This window comes from Candidatus Acidianus copahuensis, from assembly GCF_000632495.1.
In the GTDB taxonomy this organism is placed as follows: Archaea; Thermoproteota; Thermoprotei_A; order Sulfolobales; family Sulfolobaceae; genus Acidianus; species Acidianus copahuensis.
Genome location: NZ_JFZT01000052.1, coordinates 1 through 21,380 on the forward strand (window position 1 = coordinate 1; position 21,380 = coordinate 21,380).

Consider the following 21,380-nt stretch of genomic DNA (forward strand, 5'->3'; position numbering starts at 1 on the left):
CTGGGGTAAGACCACCCCACTGGTCTATACGTGGACGAGAGGATCGGGGGCTGGTAGCTAGATATGATTCTATGAGGATGAAACGTATGGATCAAAACCTATGAACCGCTCTGAGGGGAACCCTCGCCCTTTAGAGCGGGGAGGAGGTCAGACTTTTAGTATAGTCCCTCATATCAAAAAATAATTAAAGGATTATGGATGAGAAGACATTATGTTATATAGCCAGTCTATTTCCTCCTTATGAAGATGAGGAAGCCATTATTTTTTTAAGAAAAAATGAATTTAAAGTAGTTGTACATAATACCGATAGAAAGGAGAGAATATACCTGGGAAAATTGACAAGGGGCATAATTGAGTTTAATGAAGAAAATAGCAATTTAAAATTAAAAATAAAAATTAAAAATATAAGAATTACAATATGTCCAAAAAAGATAGAAAGCAACTTAAACGGAGGGATATGGATCTACCCTTCTAAGGGAAAAAATACCATATTACCTTTGTTATCGTGATTGAAGTCTTTCTTTCCTTTCTTCCTCTACGACATTGACGCTTTTTCCGATATTCGCATAAATTTCTTGTTTTTTAATTTTAATCCATATAGTATAAATTACTGAGAATATTAAAATAGCTGAGCCAAACAGTACAGCCTGCGTTACTGGGAACACCGGAGGAATTATAGATTCATATAAGACAAAGGCAAATATTACAGTTGCTAATGCTGGTAGGAAATAATGTAGGAAGTAATGAATTACCAAATGTATTATATCATGTCTATTTTTCTCACTACTTTTATTTCTATGGAAAAATACCATTACTGCACTATTATTAATAAAATGTGCTACAATGAATCCAACTAGTGCTATAGTTGTTAAGAAGTCAAACGAGTTTTCTAATGCATTAATAACACTAGGAGAAGTTGCTGGTAAAGTGACCATTTGTAAAGGAGATAACCCAGAGAAATAACCTATTACAAACCCTGAAAGTATTGCTAATATGCTAGACATTACGCCTATAAAGGCTAGCGACTTAGCTGGAGTTATCCACTTTTCATTAATCTCAGCAAAAAACTTTGGTAGTAACCCTTCTCTTCCCATTGCAAAGTAAACTCTGCCTGCATTGGATTGCATTGCTACACTATCGGAAAAAGCTGAATTAAATGCAAAGAGAGCTAATAGAAGACCGCCCGCTATAGTTAAGTACCTAGCATAAACTATTATTCCTGGAATAGCAGATAATGAGAAACTTAACATGTTATTTGTTCCCCATCCAACTGTTAGTGCATAAGATACCTCAGTTAAAACTACGCCAACTATTGTTACTCCTAACATTAATGCCTTAGTTATATCTTTACTTCGCTTAACCTCTTCACCTAGAGGAGCAGATCCACCATATCCGATGAAACTTGTTAGGCCAAAAATCATTCCTAATCCTAATCCAGCTATTGGTCCTCCTATCTTATTAAATAGGCTTCCATAAACCGAATTCCACGCAAACGGGTTAAATATTTGGAGAGAATTATCTGGAGCCTTAATAATAATTATTGCCGATGTTATCGCTAAGAATCCTACTTCTGTAAGCGCAGCATATCTTAAATATTTCATCTGTGGTCTTATTCCAATCATTGCTAGTATTATGGGGACAACCACGAATGTTAAGATAAATGGTATCCAAATCCATCCTGGGAGCTGTATGCCCCAAAAGTAATTTAGTACTCCAGGGAGCACAATTCCTGCAACATAGAGAGGGATGGCTGCAGTACTGGCTATTTGATAGACAGGATACATCATTCCGGTCACAATTGCAGGACCAGGACCAAATGATGTAGCAACATAACCATAATATCCTCCTGCACTAGCGTGGTGTTTCGATAAATGATATAGAGTGTTTACCTCTATAAACATTGTTACCATAGCTAATAGGAAAGCTAAAGGTGTTAATACAAAAGCAAAAGCAGCTGCTGAGGTTATGAAAGCCACTGTATCACAAGCTGGTGCCATAGCAGCTATTTCTTGTGCAATAGCTTCAACAGTACCAACAACCCCTCTTTTTAATCTTGGAACATTCGGCATATTGACCAATAAAATACGAGTTTTAGTAATTATTAAGCTTTTTGGGTAACCCAAAAATCTTCATTAGATGATAAGTATAGAAGTGGTTGTAGAGGCAATTGAAGAAGATCTTGTTCAATATGTTGTATTAACTCTTGATCACAAACGTATGAAGGATGATTTCCGTCTGCTTGACATATCATAGCTGTTAAAATGTTAGCTGAAGTGTAGATGGCCTTTGCTATTGGGCTACTTTTGTTTGAGATTTGTGAAATAATGTAGGTCCAGTTCTTTCCAGCTAGAATGCCTGGATATATATTAGATCCAGCTTGGTAGAAATGTCCTGCAATATAAATAAATGGAATGGAACCGTGGGTTAAATTCATCCAAAGCTTATATATGTTCTGTGGAACTGGCTGTAGGGGTTGGTAATTTCTATCTTGATATTCATATTCAAGGAACGAGATATATTTACTCGAGTAATTGACGTTGGTAAATGAGAAACCATGCGTATTTGGAAATATATCACTTGAGCTAGATTCCATATACTGAAGTCCTGTTATATTTCCGAATCTTTCTAAAGCTATTAATAAAGCCCAAGATTCCGCATTACAGTATGGACACCATTCCGCACCTATAAATATAATGACCGGTTTTCCTTCATAGAAAGCTGTATTATTGCCTATGTAGTGAACTGCCTTAATGTAAGACTGATTAAAGTAGTTATACCCTTCAGACGAGATTGAAGAGAATCTTATATTAATTGAGTTAGATACATCTATACCAATAAGAGAATTATTGGAGGAATAAGTTAATATTATAAAGGAAGAAACAATTACAACTACTACAATTAAAAAAGATAATAATACCTTTTTATATCTTTTAATCATTTAGTTTCACCTTAAGAATACACATAGTATGCGTCAGGATATGGATATATCGCGGGATCACTAAAGAATAGTACCATATTAGATGGGACCATTACAGCATCTATATCAACACCAGGAGCTAGAGTCTGCCATATTGGATTCTTTGCATTCGCAATTCCCACTGCACTATCATATGTAGATAGAGCTTTTTGTAAATTAGCATAACTATTCAAGCACAGGCCAGTAGGATCAGATTGGTTAGATGGAACTATTTGTTGGCATTGTCCAGTTAATCCGTTGGGGTAAATATTTGGATTGAATACGAGAACAACAACAATATACCAAGGTATACTTGTGTTGGTAGTGAATGTCACTATGTGTTCATGTGCTGGAGTTGGTAGAACACCTTCAGGTAGACCTAATACACCGTTCTTTATACCTATATGTTGCTCAACTGCAGTAAATGCAGGTGAATATATCAGTGGCATATGATCTGGACAAGCTGCAGGCGTTAGATCGGCTCCGCACTGAGTAATAATAGTATAGTTTGAATTATTATATGAGAATACTGGTAAACCTTGAGGAGTCGCGCCTAAGTTTAGTGGCCCATGATTACCGAATATTGAAAGTCCGGCAAAAGCTGGAACTATTACATAAACAGGTGCTGCCCCAGCTGGATATGCTGTTGAATTTACCCCTACCTCGCATCCATCAACTGCTTGTTCGACGCTTTGATTAGGAAATATATTTGAAGAAGGTGTGGTACACTCGAAGTTCATAGTGTAGTTGAAAGTTATAACCTCGCCATTATAGAAACCTGCAGATAGATTATACATAACTGGCTGAACAACGGTACTTGTAACTGTCGTAGTTGCAGTACTTGTAACTGTAGAAGTCTTAGTTTGCGTTGAAGTTACTGGAATAGATGAGGTTATCGTAATAGATTTAGTAGTAGTTGCTACTACACTAGGCTTTGTTCCGTAAAGTGCAAATCCCACAGCAGCTATAATTATCAGGACTACTACAATCCCAACGAATATAGTATTAGATACACCTAGATTGGACTTTTTGCGCTTCTTCTCACTCATTTTGCTTCCGAAATAGGAATGAGGAAAATAGTATAAATCAATTAGTTAGAGATCTTCTAATACAATATCAGGTAGTTTTCCTGTTAGTCGTTAAAGGATTTTTAACTATAATCTTTAGCCTAATTTTTTAAGATAAGCCAAATGTATTCGTTTTTACTCGTATTGCTATGTATTATAATAGATATTATAATAATAACATTGAGGAGAAAGCAAGGATATTATAGAAATTATGTTATATATTCTATACCTTTTCTTACTAGTGTACTTCTTTATCGAAATACCTTCTCATTTATTTTAATAATGGCTTTACTAGCTAGCTTTCTGGAAGGATTTTATTCATTAAGATATTATAAACAGAAAGATCTATCCTTCTTTAACTATTCCATATCCTTGGTATTTATCGCAATTTCTTTAGTTACATATCCGTTGTTGGCTATATTATCTATAGTTTTTCTGGTTCCTAGATTTAAATTTAATATGAATAATCATTTATCATTTTTCTCCCTTCTCTTTCCTTTTCTTGTAAGCTTCCTCTTGTCCATACCCATAACTTTTTATGAAGTAAATCCGATAACCCAATTATCCCTTGGATATGTTGCAGGAAACTATGCATTTGATATTCTTTCCTACTTAGTAACGGTAATTGGTTCAAGCTGGTTTATGATAATCTTTGGTTCCTGGCTTTCAGTTCTTGTGATTGATAAAATATTACATACTAGAAATAGAGGAAACAAGTTCAGGCTCCTATTAATGTTCATAGCCTATTGGGTTTATAGTATTTATCTTCCTTCATTCTCTCCAGCATCTTCCTATTTTCCAAACATACCCTATAGTTGGTTTAACGGTATTGGTACTTTCGGTCCAGTAGCCCCTTCATTATTCCTTGGACTTATAGGGACGTATGTCGTAACAGCAATATTATCATTTATGTTCGGTAGCAGACAAATTTGCTCTGTAACATGTACTGCCCCGTATATGCTTCAAGGAACAGGAGTAAATGATATGAAAATATATAATAGGAAGGCGAAACTAGGGAGGAAAACTCTAACGTCCAAATTAAGTCCTTGGTTTAAGGTTATAGGAAGTTTAACGTGGGCAGTTCTTCTTGCGTTTGCTTTAATTTCATTCTTAAATTCAATTCATATAACAAATATTACCTTCTTTGGCAATGATCCCACTGTATTTTTTGCAACATTTTACTTTAATTTTATATGGTATCTTCAATTTTTAGGTTCTCCATATTTTGGGAATTACGCATGTGTAAATCACGGTATATGTCCTTGGGGAACTTATAATCAATTCTTCGGTTATTTAGGCCCATTTAAGCTTGTAGTTAAGGATAGGGCAAAATGTTTAACCTGTAAGACAGTTGATTGCGCAAAAGCATGTCCAGTCGGCATAACAGACATGAGATCTTCTTTTATAAAGAAAGGAGAGTTTAAGGCATTTAAATGTATAGGAGTCGGAGATTGTATAGAGGCATGTCCTTACGATAATATATCGGTTTTCGATATTAGAAATGTAATAAGGAATATGAAGAAAAAGTGAGATAGATTGATATTTTGCCGAAACTTCTAATTTAACCTAAGGATTCATTCCTTAACAACATAGTTGTAATTTTGGAACAATTCCTTAACCCCATATATGGATTTTGAGCCTTGCAGCCTTAATGATAATAGGAATCCAGATAAATCCGTACTCTTAAGCATTTAGAAAGAAAATTTACCAAATAATTTAGATTAAATATTATTAATGTATAATATTTTTAGAATAAAATAAGATATTTTTAATAGAATATATAAAAATCTAGAACGTTCGTGGAATTTATTAAGAATTTCTAGGCGAATTGTATTAATTTAGTTTAAGATTAAATTATTATACTTTGATTCCATTTTAATGAGAAATTTAATAATCATTAAAAAAAATTTTTAAATCTGATTTTTGAGAAGAATTTAAATATCAAAAAATTAAAATCCTTTATGGGTTCATCATTTAAAATTGATTACGAATTTCCAAGAAATGTTATCAATATACTTCCTTCACAAGTCAGATCCCTAATGAAAGATATTACTATATTAGATATAAGGGAAGAGTGGGAATATGAGAAATATCACATCCCGGGTTCATTATTATTACCGATGGAATTCTTTGAAGAATTATTCCCTAAAATGTTTGGCAAAGCTTCAGCTATTATTATATGTGAGCATGGGAATAGAACTATTAGGCTTGCGCTTAGCAGACATTATCTCTTTGAAAAAGTCTATAATGTTATAGGAGGAATAAATCTATGGATTAATTCAGGTTATGAGGTAATTTCAGGTATGGATGAAAATGGAAAGATCTGGAGAAGATGGTTCAAATATTGAAGAAGCACGAGGTAGTGTGCAGGCTATTAACTTACACTTTTCTTCTTTACCCTCTAAGCTACACTCAAAAATACCATAATTTGTAGGACAGAAACTAGTTTTTCTTATAGTAAGGTAAGTTTGCATAAATAATAATGTTTATATAAGTTTAAAAACTTATCTATTGTACTATATCTGTATATAAACTAAATTATAAAGTTGTACATTTTTACTAAATTGATTTTTGATAAAAATATCAAAATAATTAGGTAAAAGTAAGCTCTATCCAGAAAATTTTATAACTCAAAGTATTTAATGTAGTATATGGGAGTATTTAAAAAGGAAAAAACATACACTGGGTCATTTGATCTAAATTCGGTAGTACAAAAATTCTCAGACTATCTACAATCAGATGGTTGGAAAATTCAGAATAAAACTTATGGAGATAAAGCTATAATTCAAGCACAAAAAGCTGGGATTTTAAGAGATATTTTCGCTGCTGATAGAGCGTTAACATTTACATTTGAAAAGACGGCGAATGGTTTAAAGGTCACAACTGGAGTGGGAAAATGGATACAAAACTTAGCAGTAACTGCAGTTGAAACCATTCTTCTTTCAGAGTTATTTCTAGTTGTAGACGTCCCAGAAATGTTATGGACTTCACATGTTGAGAATAATCTACTACAAAAGTTAGATGATATAATATCAAATACCACTTCCTAATTTTTCTTTTAAAAATTCCTAATTACTAAAGTTAAGGTATTTGTTCTCTAGGTATTTGATGAGATATTCTGGATTATATGTTTCATTAAAAGATCTCTCTAGAAGAACTTTAGGTGGGTATGTTCTGCCATACTTATACAATCTCTCCGCTAATAGATCTCTTATATTGTCAAATTTTCTCTCCATTATACTTTCATGGAGATTAGGTAATTTGGAGTAAGTTATCCCTGCAACTACATTTCCAAGAGTGTACGTTGGAAAATATCCAAAGGAACCATTAGACCAATGCATGTCTTGTAATACTCCTTCAGAATCGTTCTTTATATCTAGACCTAAGTAACTCATCATTTTCTCCTCCCATATGGACGGAAGATCTTTAACGTCAATGGAACCATTTATTAACCCTTTTTCTATATTATATCTTAAAGCTATATGAAAATTGTAAGTTAACTCATCTGCATCGACTCTTATACTACTAGGTCTCACAACGTTAAAGTACTTATATATCTCTTCCTCGTTATATTCCCTAACGAAATCTAGGTTCTCTGTTAATATAGGAAATAGTATTTTTACAAAATCCCTACTTCTTCCTATCATATTTTCCCAAAACCTAGATTGTGATTCATGAATACCTGAGGAAGCACCAGAAGCTAGAGGAGTAAACTCTAGGTTAGGGTCTATCATTAATTCGTATGTTGCATGACCAGACTCATGAATAACGGAAAAAATTGTTGATTTAAAATCAATTCCCTCATACCTGGTAGTTATCCTTACATCATTTATTGAAATTCTTATTGTAAAAGGATGGGGAGATATATCCATTCTGAACCTGGATTTAGGCATTCCAAGAAGGTCTATTATATCCTCGTTAACTTTCTTCATCTGATTTATGTCGTATTTGACTTTTTCAAGAGGATGCTCCTTAGGATAATAACCTTCTGATAAAACATTCTCCAAAATTCTCTTTGAACTTGGTATTAATTGATTAAATACATTATCTATATCATCTACTGTTGCTCCTTCCTCATAAAGGTCCAATAATGCGTTATAAGGATCTCCTCTATAGCCTAATTTTTCTGCAATAATTTTTTCTATTTCTACTATTTCATTTAAATATGGAGAAAAAAGGGAAAAATCTGACTTTGCTTTTGCCTTCCGCCATATGTTAAACGCTTCTGTGGTCAGTCTAATTAGCTTTTCTGAAATTTCTGTTGGGATAGCGGTATAGTACTTTATCAATCTTTTAAGCACTCTTAGTATTCCTCTATTCTTATCATCTAGATCCTCTTCCTTAACTTTCTCGACTAGAGGTGCTAATCTAAGGATCTCTTCCCTTTGCAAGCTATCTATCTGAGCGAGGGCTTCCCCCCTATACTTAAAACCATCTTCTGGAAGGTACGTTTCAGAGTCCCAATTAAGAAGGGCTGAGCTATGATCTAATGCCCAATACCTTCTATAGGAAGAAAGAATACTCTCCATGCATGAATTTTACAGAAATGGATTAAAACCTCTTCATTAAACTCCATATAAATGGAAAGTGCAGTTATTGTTGTAGTAGGGGCTGACAAGCCAGGTATCGTTGCCGGAATTTCGAGTAAACTTGCTGAGAATAACGTTAATATAATTGACATAAGCCAAACCGTGTTAAGGGGGATGTTTGCGATGATAATGGTGGTAGATATCTCTGGAAGCGAGAAACCAATAGGAAAGCTTAGGGAAGAACTTCAAATAAAGGGAAAGGAATTAGGAGTAGAGGTTCTTACATATCATGGCGAGGTATTTAAGTACATGGAGAGGGTATAAATGAGGTTTTCTGCAGAGGAAATACAAGAAGTTGTTAGGATGCTAAATGAAGAGGATCTTGACATAAGATCAGTTACGCTAAGCATAAACACTCTTTATGCTCTTTCAGACGATGAGAGAAAAGTTATTAATAAACTTAAGGACTTAGATAAAACCTTTACATCTTTTGCTGAGGCAGTAGATAAAGTTTCAGAACGCTTAGGTGTAAGAATTGTTACAAAAAGGATAGCAGTTTCTCCAGTTCAGATATTCCTTGAGACAGTAAATAATGGAGTTGAAATAGCCAAGGTCCTAGATGAGTTAGCAGAGAATAGTGGAATAGATTATGTAAGTGGATACTCGGCATTCGCAGAAAGAGGAATTGGACGTGGATCTAAAAGACTGATTGAAAGTCTTTCTGAAGCGATAGGAAGCACAAAGAGGATAACAGGAATGATAAATGCAGCGTCTACAATGTCAGGAGTAAATGCGGATGCCGTTAAGGAGTTTGTTAGGCAAGTGTTTTCAATGAATCCGACATCATCTTCTAGAGTATCCATAATGGCTAATGCACCACCTGACTCTCCTTTTGTTCCGTCAGCTCATCATGGGGAGGGAATGCCTAATTTAATGATAAACGTCGCTGTTAGTGGTCCTGGAGTAATAGAGTCTGCCCTAAGGAGAAATTCTCCCAGGACTTTTAGAGAAATACATGAGATAATAAAAGCCTCTGCCTTTAAAATAACAAGGTTAGGAGAGCTAATAGGTAAGAAAGTAGCTGAGCAAATGGGAGTGAATTTTGGTGTTGTAGATCTGTCTTTAGCACCTTCTCCGAAGCAAGGGGATAGTGTAGCAGCAATAATAGAAGCAATGGGGGTTAAGATGGGGTCTCACGGTAGCTTAGCAGCTCTAGCTATACTTATGGATGCTGTAAAGAAAGGAGGAGCAATGGCCACTTCCTCTATCGGAGGCTTGAGTAGCGCGTTTATACCTGTGAGTGAGGACTCAATAATGGCTCAAAGAGCTGAAGAGGGCTATGTTGACTTATTTACGTTAATCGCTCTTTCCTCTGTATGTAATAGCGGTGTAGATATGGTAGGATTAAGTAAAAGTCAGGGAGAAGAAAAAGCGATAGGCTTAGTTTTAGATGTTCTAACTTTAGGCATAACTATAGATAAAATTTTGGGAGTAAGGATTATTCCAGTGGACTCTCCTCCAGGTAGTACAGTAGAACTTGGAGGACTTCTTGGGAAAGTTGTAATCATGAAATTAAAGGATGCTGATACGAAAATTGCAGATTTTACCGGTTTTATACCAAATTCAATTAAGAGAATTGATATGGGTTGATATAACAAAAGCTCTGCAAATTACCGTAGTATGTTTCTATAGCGAATCGACATAAATGAGGTTCAAAAGATGAGATAGGACTAGATATGTTAACTATTTCCCATGAATTTTTAGAAAGCCATGTTGCGTTAGATTTCCATAGATATCCATTAGCCGTTATCATTGGCGAATTAGGCAATATTCTAAATTGCGGGAAAATCCTAGATGGAAGAGTAGAAACATAAGGATCATAGCTTACGTTTAATAGTATTGAGTATACTCTCCCTTCAACTTCTTGCATTTTTAAAACCTCAACATGAACTGAATGTGTGTAGAAGGAAAAATTAAAATGATAAAATAGAGTAAGAGATATTAAAATAAGGCTACTTATGGCTGCTGTCTTTAGCTCAGATTTTAGAAATTTTCTACTTCTGCTCTTTCCTTGAAAAGAGTATGGCAAAAATGACCAGTACATGAGATAATTCCAAAGTACTCTATACTCAAAAAGGAACACGAAATATGGAAAAACTACCCAATCCAATTTAAAGTCTCTATACTTTGTCATAAAAACATAAATCTCAGAAATAAAAACTAAAATCATAGCAACTAGAAAGAATTGTTTATAAACGTAAAATATCCCTCCAAATGAAAATACTGATGGTCCGAATCCTATACCTATAAGAGAAGCTGTTACTGGATATAATATGTCTCTAAAGTAATAAAATGGAGAAAGTATGATAAAGTAGCCATTTAAGAAAAGAAAAGTTAAGGCTGAATATAGTGAAAATTTCTTATAGTTTTTCCTTTCCTTATAAAGATAAATAATATAAAAAGGTAGTAGAGCAAGGGGGAATTGCTTTACTGAGGCAGAAAGTCCATATGCTATTCCCCTTAATGTATCATTATTAGAGGAGAGGGAAAGCAGGAGGAAGAAGACCCAAATAACGTCTGGTACTCCCCCTGTTGGATAGTAGAAGTAATTAATGTTTATTAATAGCGGAGCTATTAAAGCGGGAAGAATACTCTTTTCATTATGTTTCATTAAAATAAAATATAATAAAATAATGGTAGCAAAGTAGAAGGATAATGGAACAAAATTCGGCGAGATATGTAGTATAACCACAGGTATTAAAAGAAGAAATGACAAACTAGGATAATTAAGGTTTGTGACTACTCCGCCAGTAGTAATAGGAGTTCCATATATGAGTGAACTAACATGATAGAACTGGTATACATTTGCGGTATTGTAAGGAATATAAGGATTTAGTCCATGGAGGAATAAATATGCTGAATAGTAGTCTATCATGATTTCGTCCGTTCCAAAAAAGTTAATACGAAATACTGAAAAAGTTAATAAGAAAAATGCTACTACTGTGGCTTCTGGAGCACGTCTAAATACATATCCAATTCCTAATATAATATAATATAGTATAACAATAACTAATGGGGACTGGAATAATATTAGATATTCTAAACCTATTAAAAGGAATTCCACTAAGACAATCTTTTTAGCTATATTTTCATTTATTCTAATTAATAATAAAAGTCCAGGAATAAAAATAGAAATAACCATAGCTAGGTCTAATCCTGGATTAATATAGTCTGGCGAAGCAAAGATTAGCATTGCCACAGCAAGCGAAACCTGAGATAAGTTAATAGCTCCTGCTTTTTTCCAATCCACGAAAAAATGGAGAAAGTCGAGGGAAATATAAGTTATGGCAATAACAAGTGAATAATCTTATAGTGATTCAAATGAAATGCAGAAGCGAAAAATGTATAAAGATTTCAAATTTTCTTGAAAGAAAAGAAGGCACTTTAGATATAATACATGAAGCTCCAAAATCCTATCCTGGGTTCAGGAGATATATAAGAGAAATAATGCAAAATCAAGAAAAACTATTTGATAATTTCGTGTTTAAGGACGACATTAAATCGGCTATGATGAGCGGATATACCAACGCGTTAGCTGGATTCCTTAGATCTGCTGAAGAGAGTAATAGATTTATTATTGAAAGATCTACGTTGGAACTGCTTGTTAGATCTACGACTGACTATTATCTAAGGGCATTAAAACAAAGAGAATGGCATATACTTGTAGACAATGGATATATAATTAGATCTGCAGGGGAGGGTTTAGGAAGAATAAAAAAGTTATAGGTAGAAAAATTAGGCTAGATAGTACTACCGTATATCTTATGGGTATCCCAGTTTGTAAGAAACATATTAAGTTTATAAAATATTCAATTCCAATAGAGGATATACAACAAAAATTAAGGAAAAGTATTAAGATCAAATGTAAATTTTGTAACAGAAATGCTGATTACTTTACGCTTGCTATGCCAAAGGCTAGCGCACTCATTGGACTCGCAGAGGATCTTTCAGGAAAAAGTACAAAGAATCTGATGAACATTTACTCCAATATATCTAGAATTCTTCATCCCTATGGGTTTGTAGAAATAAGAAAAGAGGCGGTATTTTCTTTATGGGCTAGAGATTTTCTGAATATAATGTCAGAGATTAATAATCTCTTTGGTTTCGTCAATCAAAGCAGAAGCAGCAGTAATAACGGGAAGCCTTCCAGAGAGCTTATCGATAAAAGGAATAGTAGATAGAATGGTACAGGCAACGTATATGGCATTCGCCTTAGATTCTTGGGCTATTCGAACCGCATTTATAACTAGTTCGCTTGGTGTAGAAGCTATAGCAGGGCCTCCAGTTCTCCCTAAAGCTATTGACCCGACTACCCTAAAACCATTATTATATAACCACTTTATTTCGTAGTCGTGCCTTCTTTGATTATATGGGGTTATAACGTATAGTTCTTTTGCATTAAGGTTTCTTAATCTTTTAATTATTGCCTCTGTAGAAATTATCACCGGTTTAGAGAAAAACCTCTTAAGTTCATCTATTCCTTTCTTATCAAAGACCCCATAGGATCTCGCATATATTATTGCGTCTCCTTTTTCCACCTCTCTCTTAATTGTCGAGAGTTCCATATACATCCTTCTTTTTTCATCATTTCTTAGTCCATGGCCAGGATAGAATTTCATATTGAATGTGGCTACATCATTTAATACAAGTTTAATATCCTTGGGAAGATTTGGGTTTTCCTCTGAAACTATTAATGATATCATGGGATAAAAATAACTTAGATTCCTTTTTAATTTCCCGATCAATCTTTATTGATGTGGCTTTTCATAAATCATAGGGACATCTATCATCCTAAAGCTGGAGGAGCAGAGCAGGTTCTTTATGAGATCTTGAAGAGATTTCCAATAAATACATACTGGCTTTCTGAGAAAGTTAAAGGTAAGCCCTCGTATGAGCAATTAGATAATATCAAATTTATCAGAAAAGGTGGGAAAGTTTCTCTTCATCTATATTCTCCTCTATATGCAAAGAAAGCTGAGGTAGTAGTTGATAGCGTAGCTCATGCAGTGCCTTTCTTCTCGTATTTGGTTAACAAGAACGCTATAGCTTTAGTTCATCATGTACATCAACAAGTCGTAAAATATGAGCTGAATCCAATTTTGGCTGAATTAGTTAAGACTGCAGAAAAGAGGTTAAAGAGTTACAAGCATTTAATTTCAGTATCTAATACAACTAAGCAAGATTTGATTAAACTTGGAATAGAATCAGAGAAAATTCAAGTGATCTATAATGGTATAGATCACGAGAAATTCTATCCAGGCGTTAAATCAGATGTACCAATGATCTTCTGGATAGGAAGAATGATGAAGTACAAAAATCCATTAGATATTATAGAAATAAAACGGAAAACAAAATCAAAAGTAAAATTTGTCGTTGCTGGAACGGGAGAACTTTCAGAGGAATTTAAAATATTAGCAAATAAAGAAGGGATAAAGTATTTAGGAAGAATTAGTGAAAAGGAGAAGGTTAAGCTATTACAATCTTCTTGGATGATCCTCTCAACATCGTTTATAGAAGGGTGGGGAATGACAATTGTTGAGGCTAATGCATGTGGGACGCCCGCTTTAGGCTATAACACTGGATCAATTCCAGAAGTGATCAAGCCTGAGAAAAACGGCTTCTTAGTTAATTACAAGGACTTTGAGATGGCTGCCAAAATAATAGATTATATTTCTGAGGATGAAAATATTATGAAAGAACTCTCTAACTCAAGTTATATATCCTCTCTACAATATGACTGGAATAAGACATCTAAACAGTACTTCGATTACATAGTATCCGCAGTTAAATAAAGGACTACTTTGTACTTTTTACCTTCCTTCATAATTTCATATTTCATTTGATATCCGTTACACTTTCTAGTTACTATAACCTTATTTTCTCCGGAAAAACTGTAAACTGGTTGTTGGCATCCATTATCGAACGGCCTTAATTTTTCCTCTATTTCATCCTGACTATTAACGTAAAATTCCATTACCTCCGAATTGCCAACTATTGTTGTCCTTATCATCCTAGAGGATAGGAAGTATGCAGTAGCAAGACTTATTCCTATATCTACAGCAGAAAAGAGGATTGCAAAAAATGGTAAAAGATTTCCTAAAAAGGGTACTACAAGAATTTTAATCGCTATAAAAATGTACACTGCCGAAGCTATGGAGGACGATAAAGCAGCTGAGATTATAGAATTAGTAATCTTTTTCTCTGTGAAGGAAGCTATAAATCCATCAATAATTCCAGATGCTATTGGAATCCACCATATTCCAAGAGCTAGTGGAATTGTGTACTTTAAAGATCTCACTCTTTATACTATAGCCTTCAAGAATTAAAATTTTTCATATAGTTGTGCCAGAAAAAAACTGAATATTTATATCTTTATAATTGAAAAATATTTTGCTTTTACGTTTTTCTCTTTATAAAGTATAAGTTACTTTTAGGGAAAAACATAAGATACCCTTATGATAAAATTCCGTATAACGGCGAAAGGTTTTTAAGGGAGTATCGCAAAGATATCTTACATGGCAACTAAAGTAAAGTTCAAGTATAAAGGAGAGGAAAAAGAAGTAGATATATCAAAGGTAAAGAAGGTTTGGAAAGTAGGAAAAATGGTGTCCTTCACGTACGACGATAATGGAAAGACTGGAAGAGGAGCAGTTAGTGAGAAGGACGCCCCCAAAGAGCTAGTAGAGAAACTAGGGAAATAAAGATAATAATTAAATTATATAAAAATATTTATTTTTTTAATTAAATTTTATAATTTTTTCCAAGCACTTTCGCCATGCTTATTAGTATTCCTAGACCTCTTTGTACATCTTGATCGCTCATTGATTTTATTAATCCTCCTATAGTAATATTGGGTGGATTAGAAATAATTTTCTTGGCCTCGTCGCTTGTTAATACATTGATCATATTTGCAAAAACCGGATCCATAGCACGTTCAAGAAATTCTAATCCCTTAGGAAGGAAGTCAAATAATAGTGATAATGTAGTGCCTAAGTTAGTAATAGCTTCATCGTTTAACGCATCTCTTAGGCTCTTTAATCCGTATGCCAGATTAACTAAAACGTCTAAAGTTCCGCTATTCTTTAGTTCAATTAATCTTGATAATATTTCACTTAACTCTTTGCTTTGTCCTAGTATATTTTTTAGCCCCTCTACTCTTTGCGTATCAAGAGTGCTTGTAAGTTCTAGTAAGTGTCCAATTTGATTTGCAAGGTTCTCCATTGCTTCATCGTTTAACGCATCTCTTAGGCTCTTTAGCGAGTATGAAAAGTTTACTAGAACGTCCAAAGTTCCACTGTCTTTCAGCTGTTTAACTTTTTGCATGAGTTCAGTCGCTACTGGTAACAGATTCATCAATTCATCGACTTGTGCATCTTTGCCCTTAAATGACGTCATTAGGGAGGCGAATGAGGAAAGCATGTCCCCTAGATTTTGGATTGCTTCATCGTTAAGCATATCCTTTAGAACCTTTGCTATATAGGATAAATTAATGAGAGAATCAAGAGCCCCACTGTCTCTTAGATCCTTCACCCTCTTCAGAGTATCATTGATTACTGGTATCTGGTCTAGGAATTCACTTAGCTCCTCTAATTTTTTGTCATCTAACTTTGACACTAATTTTTCAACATTCGCTTCCATTTTCTCACCAAATAGTAATAATTTTTCCATCTCCTATCTCAAGTTCAAAAGACGTAACTCCTTCTATATCATCAACTACATCAGAGTAATCATCTTTGTTAAGATTAAACAGCTTTGTAGCATATGAACATACAACAATTTTTGCTTTTCCAGAATTCTTTGCCTTTCTAATGTATTGGAATGGATCCTCCTTTTCAACTATCAGCTTTGAAGAACTTTCTTCTCTTTTTAGATCTGGTTGCTTAAGAAAAGCCTTTATTCCATCCATAGTGGCAAATAATACTACTTCATTGTCTAAAGACGTTTCAATCAAGCTATGGATTCCTGCATAAGTAACTTTACTTGCTTCATTACTTCCCAGTATTATACCTACTTTCATACGATCGCCTTTGCTGTGACAGTCCAGTAAAGCTTATTATACATTAATTTTCCCCACCAATGGACATAAGATGGTGGAGGAGGAACCGGTGGATAGTTGTAGTTAAACCTTATGTATGTTCCAGAATCAAGACCAGTAGCAATATAACAGAATACAGAGCCATCGTAAAATTTCCTTCCTTTATTTCCCCTTATCTCTCCAGCTATATTACCTGTTATTACATACGATTCAAAGTCAGCGGTTGAACCTGCTTTAGAAATAGGTAGATTTGTCGTATCTCCAATTACGTAAACATCAGAATGACCTTCCATTCTTAAAGTCATCTTATCAGTCTTTACCCAGTTTCTTCCTTCTATTGGGAGACCTGAGTCGGCTAGAACTTTTGCACCGTAATGAACTGGAACTCCAATTGCTAAATCAAATTTTACTTTTTCTCCTTCTTGAGATTCCATTATCCTCTCCTTAGGATCTATCTTAGTAACTGTAAATGGAGATATTACCTTAATTCCTCTATCTTGGAATATTTTAATCATCACATCATTAGTTGTCTTTATCCCGAATATTCCTGGTACTGGATAAGTGTAAACTATTTCTGTCTTCTCTCTTAACCCTCTCCTTTTAAGGTAATCATCTAGCATTAGAGTAACTTCCATTGGTGCAACTGGACATTTATGAGGGAGTCTCGAAACATTTATGACTACTGTACCTCCAGAAAATTGATCTAGGGCTTCTCTAAGTTTTTGCGCACTCTCCATATCCCATGGAGAATACACAGCATCTTTATATCCTGGAATATCCTCCCAGTGTAAGTGTGAACCAGTTGCTATGATAAGGTAGTCATATCTATGTGAAAGTCCATCTGCTGTCCTTATTTCGTGATTAGCCGGGTCGAATTTAGTTATATCCCCTTTTTGATCGTGTAAAAGCTTTACTCTAGGATCTAGGACTTCCCTTTCTTTCTTTATTAGTTCATCTGTTTCAGTTACACCAAAAGGTAATAAGGCTTGTCCTGGTTGATATATATGTTCATTAGCCTTATTTAGAACAACTATCTCAACTTCTCCCTTATTTACCTCTTCTGATAAGTTTCTCACGAGTCTATTAGCAACTATAGTCCCAGCTATTCCTCCACCAGCAACGACTATTCTTTTCATTTTCCTATCACCACAATGAACTTATTTCCGTCCTTTTTCTCCTCGATAACTTTATACCCCTTCTTTTGAGCCCATGCTAAAACATCCTTTTTTGTCGATTCATCTGCTAATATCGCCTCTACAGCTTCTCCATCTTTCATGGTATCTAATACACCACTTAGTTCTCCAATTGGACCTGCACAAGAATAACCCGTTAGATCGAGTTTAGAGGATATTTTCATTGAAGACATTTCTCTCGTTTATATAGTATAAGTTGTATATTATAAATCTTTGTTTAAATATCAAGTTTTTTAAAAATTTAATAAAAAAGATTAAATTACCCTAAATAGGAAGTTATATATTGATATTTTTTTCATATAGTATTTTATAATTTATCCTTTAAAAAAGATTAGAAGAATAGTCTTAAATTTCGCTAATAATAATTTAGTATAGAGATGTCTGATCTTCTAGAAAGATTCAAAGATAACTTAACTAAATACAAGAAAATGGGATTAAACCCTCTTTCCTTAGCTACCGGATGTGCTGTTAAGGTTGATTTAATTGACACTGTTTATCCCGCTCTTGAAAAGATTAAAAATGGTCTACTTGAACATAATATTGAAGTTCTTCCTAGGGAAGACACTGATATTTTCGTAACTAGGAAGAATATGACTATAAAGAGACTTATAAACGGCGGAGAATTCGATGCAGACAGAGCTGTAAGCTTAATTCAGGTTAATCAGGAAACTGCTGGAAATCCGGATAAGTTTGCAGAATTTCTTCTTAAAACATATATCTCAGTAAAGACAAAAAGAAGGTTAACTATTGGAAAGGGACATTCCATTGTAACTAATATTCCAACAGCTGAGGTAGCAGTAATAGATTCCATAAGGTTAGATGATGAAAAAGAAAATTCATATACACTTGCAAACAACGATACAATTCAAATAGTAGATCCTTTGGATGATCCAGGTTCTCAGCTTCAAGTAGACGTTGCAGTATCTAACTCTCTAAATGACCTATTCACGAAGGGTGCTTTTCAAGAACTAAAGATGATTCCCGTAGCAGACGCACCAGATGAAGAATTGAAAAAGCAGATAATCCTAAACTTCACTTCCTTTGCTAAAAAATATGGAATAAAGGAAGTTAATGATATCCAGCCTAGTACAAAAAGTCTCCTCTTAGGAGCTACAATAGTAGGCAAATCAGATCATGAGTTACCTACCTTTTATAATAATGTAGAAGAAGGATTTGAGATACTTGTTACTAGACCTGTTGGAGAATTGACTCCAATAAATGTATTCATGTGGTTATTAGCTGAGCCCGAACTAATAGGCATCTTAGAAAGCCAAGGTATAACTCTAAAGGATGTAGAAGAAACAAAAAGACAAGTCCTGGAAGTCATGAGAAAGCCGAATTTCGATGTGGCTAAAGTTATATATGAACATCTACCTAGATTTGGAGGTAACTTTGATAGAGAATCCCACGTAGCAATGACTACAGACGTAACAGGACCAGGTATATTTGTAGTAAAGGAATTTGCAGAGAAGGCAAGAGTAGATGTACAATTAGATAAAATTCCGGTATTTAATGAGAAAATAAATGAGTTTGCTACAGAGAATTTTATTATACCTAATTCAACTGCAGGAACGAATGGTGCAACGGTTATTTTTGCCCACAAAAAGGTTTTAGATGATATAGCACAGGAACTTTCCAGAGCTGGATGCTCCCCCGAGATAATAGGTAAAGTAAAAGGACGAGGAAGTGGAACTGTGATAGTTAGGAACAATATAACAAAGCTAATTCATAGAAAGAATGTGTTGCAATACTTTAAGGTTATTTAGGAAAAAGCGTCAAGAATACCCACTTTTTCAGCGGGGAGATGAATTTATACAAAATTCTTTAGCTCATAGTATATAGTAAAATAATAATGCTTATCTCAACCAAGGTAAAGATATTTCTAACAGATACAGAAATTTATGCTCTCATGCTTATAGGCAGAGAAGTACACAACTATTTTCTTATTGATGAAAAAGGTGTTGAAGTTATCAATGAGATCAAAGAGAATGCTATAAAGAATAAGCTTAAATTAAATGGCGCTATTCGCCCTATCTTTTCAGTCTCTTCTATTAAGCTTCGCTTCATGAAGGAAGATGAGAATATGAAACTTCATAACTATACCCACGATTATTTCCTTAACTTGAAGCCCTGCTCCCGGACAGTTCCACCTCTTATGCCCTTGAAGGACGTAAATTGGTGTAGCGAGGTAGTCTCATCACTTCTCGTAACCTAACCCCGATGCACTTCAGAGGAGTGAGAACGTCACAAAGGATTTAGTTTATTTTATAGGAGGAATTATATCCTAATTTTCTTGATCGTAAAAACCGAAAACCCCTCCTATCTTAATGAATATAACGTTAGATAACTTCCTAATTTCTGGCAAGTTATTATTTTTTCTCACAAGGAGAAGTGATTGGACCTTACCACAACCTACTGGAATAACCATTAATCCGTCTTCCTTCATCTGACTAAATGGCATACAAAGTATGGTAGGACATGCTGCCCAAACGATTACTTTATCATATGGAGATTCATACGGATAGCCAAGAGTTCCATCACCTTTGATTAACTTTATTTTTGGATATTTTGATAATCTCATTTTTGCATATTCAAACATATCTTCATTATATTCTATTGATACTACATTTTCATCTCCAGTAACTTCTGCTATTAAGGCGGTATAATATCCACTTCCAGTTCCTATTTCTAGTACCTTATCTCCTCTTTTAAGATCTAGCGAATCAAGCATAAATACTCCTAAAGAAAGAGCAGTTGTTGCTATTTGTTTAGTTATAGGAATAGGAGACTCTAGGTATTTTTCTTCAGTAGCTAATTGCTTCATGCTATCTGGAAGAAAATCAGCTCTATTGACCTTAAGAATAGCATCGGCTAATTCCTTAGTTTTAAGAGTTTTTAGTAGTTCATCTAAACTTTTCATAATATAAAATTTCCTTTTAATGTAAAAACTTTTAAGTGCGCTAACAAATTGGGTCTTCTTTTTTTATTTCGTAGATAGAGAATCAAATATACTCTTGTTAATTTATTTCTTGAAATAAGATTAAGTTTTAAACTTATTATTTTCACTGCATATTCCTTTTATGCTAAAGTTAGAAGAGGCTAAGGACGTAGAGGAAATGGCAAAAAAGATAAACGACACTTTAAAACTTATACATGATATCGATAAAATTTTTTTTATGAGAAGCCAAAATTCTAAGTCAAATGTTATTGCCAGAACTCTTGTATTACCTGCGCAGTGGAGATTTGTTTATGGAGAAAAGAAAACTTATATAATTGAAGTTATTTCAGAAAAATTCGATAACCTGACCTGTGATGAAAAAATATATGTTGTCATTCACGAATTAATGCATATTCCAAGAACTATGAAGGGTTTAAGGGGACATAATTATAAAGGCTTTAGAATGGTTAACGTCATGTCAAGGAAAATAAGGAAACAGATTTGCTAATATATGGAAAAAGTATAATATATGACATTATATTAAAATCCTGTAAATTTTATCTCTCTATAATTTTAATTAATGTATAGTTCATAACAACTAT

The 21,380-nt window shown here is 34.1% G+C and carries 24 protein-coding genes; 12 read left to right on the forward strand and 12 right to left on the reverse strand.

Going from position 1 to position 21,380, the window contains the following annotated elements; all coding sequences use genetic code 11:
- Window positions 1-194: 194 nt before the first annotated feature.
- Complete coding sequence (locus tag CM19_RS09985; RefSeq protein WP_048100307.1) at window positions 195-509, forward strand: hypothetical protein; 315 nt, start codon at window positions 195-197, stop codon at window positions 507-509.
- Here the strand turns inward: CM19_RS09985 and CM19_RS09990 are convergent.
- The 3 genes from CM19_RS09990 to CM19_RS10000 are packed head-to-tail and all read right to left on the reverse strand — an operon-like array spanning window position 501 to window position 4,005.
- Window positions 501-2,069, reverse strand: a complete 1,569-nt coding sequence (locus CM19_RS09990; RefSeq protein WP_048100308.1) for an APC family permease — start codon at window positions 2,067-2,069, stop codon at window positions 501-503. The two genes, CM19_RS09985 and CM19_RS09990, sit on opposite strands and share 9 nt — an antisense overlap.
- Window positions 2,070-2,101: 32 nt before the next feature.
- Window positions 2,102-2,938, reverse strand: a complete 837-nt coding sequence (locus tag CM19_RS09995; protein ID WP_052349521.1) for a DUF929 family protein — start codon at window positions 2,936-2,938, stop codon at window positions 2,102-2,104.
- An 11-nt stretch (window positions 2,939-2,949) separates the two neighbouring features.
- The gene (locus CM19_RS10000; RefSeq protein ID WP_048100309.1) at window positions 2,950-4,005 is read right to left on the reverse strand and encodes a hypothetical protein; all 1,056 of its coding nucleotides are present in this window, start codon (window positions 4,003-4,005) and stop codon (window positions 2,950-2,952) included.
- Between the two features lie 141 nt (window positions 4,006-4,146).
- Between CM19_RS10000 and CM19_RS10005 the strand changes: the two genes are divergently transcribed.
- The 3 genes from CM19_RS10005 to CM19_RS10015 all read left to right on the forward strand — a co-directional run bounded on the left by CM19_RS10005 (window position 4,147) and on the right by CM19_RS10015 (window position 7,073).
- Entirely contained in the window at window positions 4,147-5,553 is a 1,407-nt protein-coding gene (locus CM19_RS10005) for a 4Fe-4S binding protein (RefSeq protein WP_081801265.1), read from the forward strand.
- 431 nt (window positions 5,554-5,984) lie between these two features.
- Window positions 5,985-6,371: a rhodanese-like domain-containing protein gene (locus CM19_RS10010; RefSeq protein WP_048100310.1), complete on the forward strand. Its 387-nt coding sequence runs from the start codon at window positions 5,985-5,987 to the stop codon at window positions 6,369-6,371.
- 303 nt (window positions 6,372-6,674) lie between these two features.
- The gene (locus tag CM19_RS10015) at window positions 6,675-7,073 is read left to right on the forward strand and encodes a hypothetical protein (protein ID WP_048100311.1); all 399 of its coding nucleotides are present in this window, start codon (window positions 6,675-6,677) and stop codon (window positions 7,071-7,073) included.
- A gap of 18 nt (window positions 7,074-7,091) precedes the next feature.
- Here the strand turns inward: CM19_RS10015 and CM19_RS10020 are convergent, their stop codons facing one another.
- Window positions 7,092-8,552 (reverse strand): carboxypeptidase M32, encoded by a 1,461-nt coding sequence (locus CM19_RS10020; protein ID WP_048100312.1) that lies wholly within the window; start codon window positions 8,550-8,552, stop codon window positions 7,092-7,094.
- A gap of 51 nt (window positions 8,553-8,603) precedes the next feature.
- Here CM19_RS10020 and CM19_RS10025 point away from each other — a divergent pair, with 51 nt between their 5' ends.
- Together CM19_RS10025 and CM19_RS10030 are read left to right on the forward strand one after the other, a co-directional pair.
- A complete protein-coding gene (locus tag CM19_RS10025; protein ID WP_048100313.1) occupies window positions 8,604-8,876 on the forward strand; it encodes an ACT domain-containing protein in 273 nt (90 codons plus the stop codon).
- Window positions 8,877-10,202, forward strand: coding sequence for a DUF711 family protein (locus CM19_RS10030; RefSeq protein ID WP_048100314.1), 1,326 nt, complete (start codon window positions 8,877-8,879; stop codon window positions 10,200-10,202).
- Here CM19_RS10030 and CM19_RS10035 read toward each other — a convergent pair.
- Window positions 10,180-11,862: a hypothetical protein gene (locus tag CM19_RS10035; protein WP_052349522.1), complete on the reverse strand. Its 1,683-nt coding sequence runs from the start codon at window positions 11,860-11,862 to the stop codon at window positions 10,180-10,182. The two genes, CM19_RS10030 and CM19_RS10035, sit on opposite strands and share 23 nt — an antisense overlap.
- Window positions 11,863-11,933: 71 nt before the next feature.
- Here CM19_RS10035 and CM19_RS12805 point away from each other — a divergent pair, with 71 nt between their 5' ends.
- Window positions 11,934-12,338 carry a hypothetical protein gene (locus tag CM19_RS12805; RefSeq protein ID WP_150111423.1) on the forward strand — a complete coding sequence of 135 codons (405 nt, stop codon included), beginning with the start codon at window positions 11,934-11,936 and terminating at the stop codon, window positions 12,336-12,338.
- A 353-nt stretch (window positions 12,339-12,691) separates the two neighbouring features.
- On the opposite strand, the gene CM19_RS10045 is transcribed toward CM19_RS12805, so the two are convergent.
- Window positions 12,692-13,315, reverse strand: a complete 624-nt coding sequence (locus CM19_RS10045) for an aspartate racemase/maleate isomerase family protein (RefSeq protein WP_048100315.1) — start codon at window positions 13,313-13,315, stop codon at window positions 12,692-12,694.
- A 51-nt stretch (window positions 13,316-13,366) separates the two neighbouring features.
- Between CM19_RS10045 and CM19_RS10050 the strand changes: the two genes are divergently transcribed.
- Window positions 13,367-14,404, forward strand: coding sequence for a glycosyltransferase family 4 protein (locus CM19_RS10050; RefSeq protein WP_048100316.1), 1,038 nt, complete (start codon window positions 13,367-13,369; stop codon window positions 14,402-14,404).
- On the opposite strand, the gene CM19_RS12950 is transcribed toward CM19_RS10050, so the two are convergent.
- Window positions 14,380-14,910, reverse strand: a complete 531-nt coding sequence (locus CM19_RS12950; RefSeq protein ID WP_048100317.1) for a hypothetical protein — start codon at window positions 14,908-14,910, stop codon at window positions 14,380-14,382. The genes CM19_RS10050 and CM19_RS12950 overlap by 25 nt on opposite strands.
- Window positions 14,911-15,127: 217 nt before the next feature.
- Between CM19_RS12950 and sul7d the strand changes: the two genes are divergently transcribed.
- Window positions 15,128-15,313: a Sul7d family chromatin protein gene (gene sul7d / locus CM19_RS10060; protein WP_048100318.1), complete on the forward strand. Its 186-nt coding sequence runs from the start codon at window positions 15,128-15,130 to the stop codon at window positions 15,311-15,313.
- 40 nt (window positions 15,314-15,353) lie between these two features.
- On the opposite strand, the gene CM19_RS10065 is transcribed toward sul7d, so the two are convergent.
- The 4 genes from CM19_RS10065 to CM19_RS10080 are packed head-to-tail and all read right to left on the reverse strand — an operon-like array spanning window position 15,354 to window position 18,013.
- Complete coding sequence (locus CM19_RS10065) at window positions 15,354-16,250, reverse strand: helical membrane plugin domain-containing protein (RefSeq protein ID WP_048100339.1); 897 nt, start codon at window positions 16,248-16,250, stop codon at window positions 15,354-15,356.
- A 4-nt stretch (window positions 16,251-16,254) separates the two neighbouring features.
- Window positions 16,255-16,629 (reverse strand): DsrE family protein, encoded by a 375-nt coding sequence (locus tag CM19_RS10070; protein ID WP_048100319.1) that lies wholly within the window; start codon window positions 16,627-16,629, stop codon window positions 16,255-16,257.
- Window positions 16,626-17,783, reverse strand: coding sequence for an NAD(P)/FAD-dependent oxidoreductase (locus CM19_RS10075; protein ID WP_048100320.1), 1,158 nt, complete (start codon window positions 17,781-17,783; stop codon window positions 16,626-16,628). The genes CM19_RS10070 and CM19_RS10075 overlap by 4 nt, the downstream gene beginning before the upstream one ends.
- On the reverse strand, window positions 17,780-18,013 hold the full coding sequence (locus tag CM19_RS10080) for a sulfurtransferase TusA family protein (protein WP_048100321.1): 234 nt from the start codon (window positions 18,011-18,013) through the stop codon (window positions 17,780-17,782). Before CM19_RS10080 ends, CM19_RS10075 begins: the two co-directional genes overlap by 4 nt.
- A gap of 198 nt (window positions 18,014-18,211) precedes the next feature.
- On the opposite strand from CM19_RS10080, the gene CM19_RS10085 reads away from it, so the two are divergent.
- Both CM19_RS10085 and CM19_RS10090 read left to right on the forward strand, forming a co-directional pair.
- Window positions 18,212-19,606 (forward strand): SelD-related putative sulfur metabolism protein, encoded by a 1,395-nt coding sequence (locus tag CM19_RS10085; protein WP_048100322.1) that lies wholly within the window; start codon window positions 18,212-18,214, stop codon window positions 19,604-19,606.
- A gap of 86 nt (window positions 19,607-19,692) precedes the next feature.
- Window positions 19,693-20,055, forward strand: a complete 363-nt coding sequence (locus CM19_RS10090; protein ID WP_048100323.1) for a hypothetical protein — start codon at window positions 19,693-19,695, stop codon at window positions 20,053-20,055.
- A gap of 69 nt (window positions 20,056-20,124) precedes the next feature.
- Here the strand turns inward: CM19_RS10090 and CM19_RS10095 are convergent, their stop codons facing one another.
- Window positions 20,125-20,760: a protein-L-isoaspartate O-methyltransferase family protein gene (locus CM19_RS10095; RefSeq protein WP_048100324.1), complete on the reverse strand. Its 636-nt coding sequence runs from the start codon at window positions 20,758-20,760 to the stop codon at window positions 20,125-20,127.
- Window positions 20,761-20,920: 160 nt separating this feature from the next.
- On the opposite strand from CM19_RS10095, the gene CM19_RS10100 reads away from it, so the two are divergent.
- Window positions 20,921-21,286, forward strand: a complete 366-nt coding sequence (locus CM19_RS10100) for a putative metallopeptidase (RefSeq protein WP_048100325.1) — start codon at window positions 20,921-20,923, stop codon at window positions 21,284-21,286.
- Window positions 21,287-21,380 lie beyond the last annotated feature (94 nt).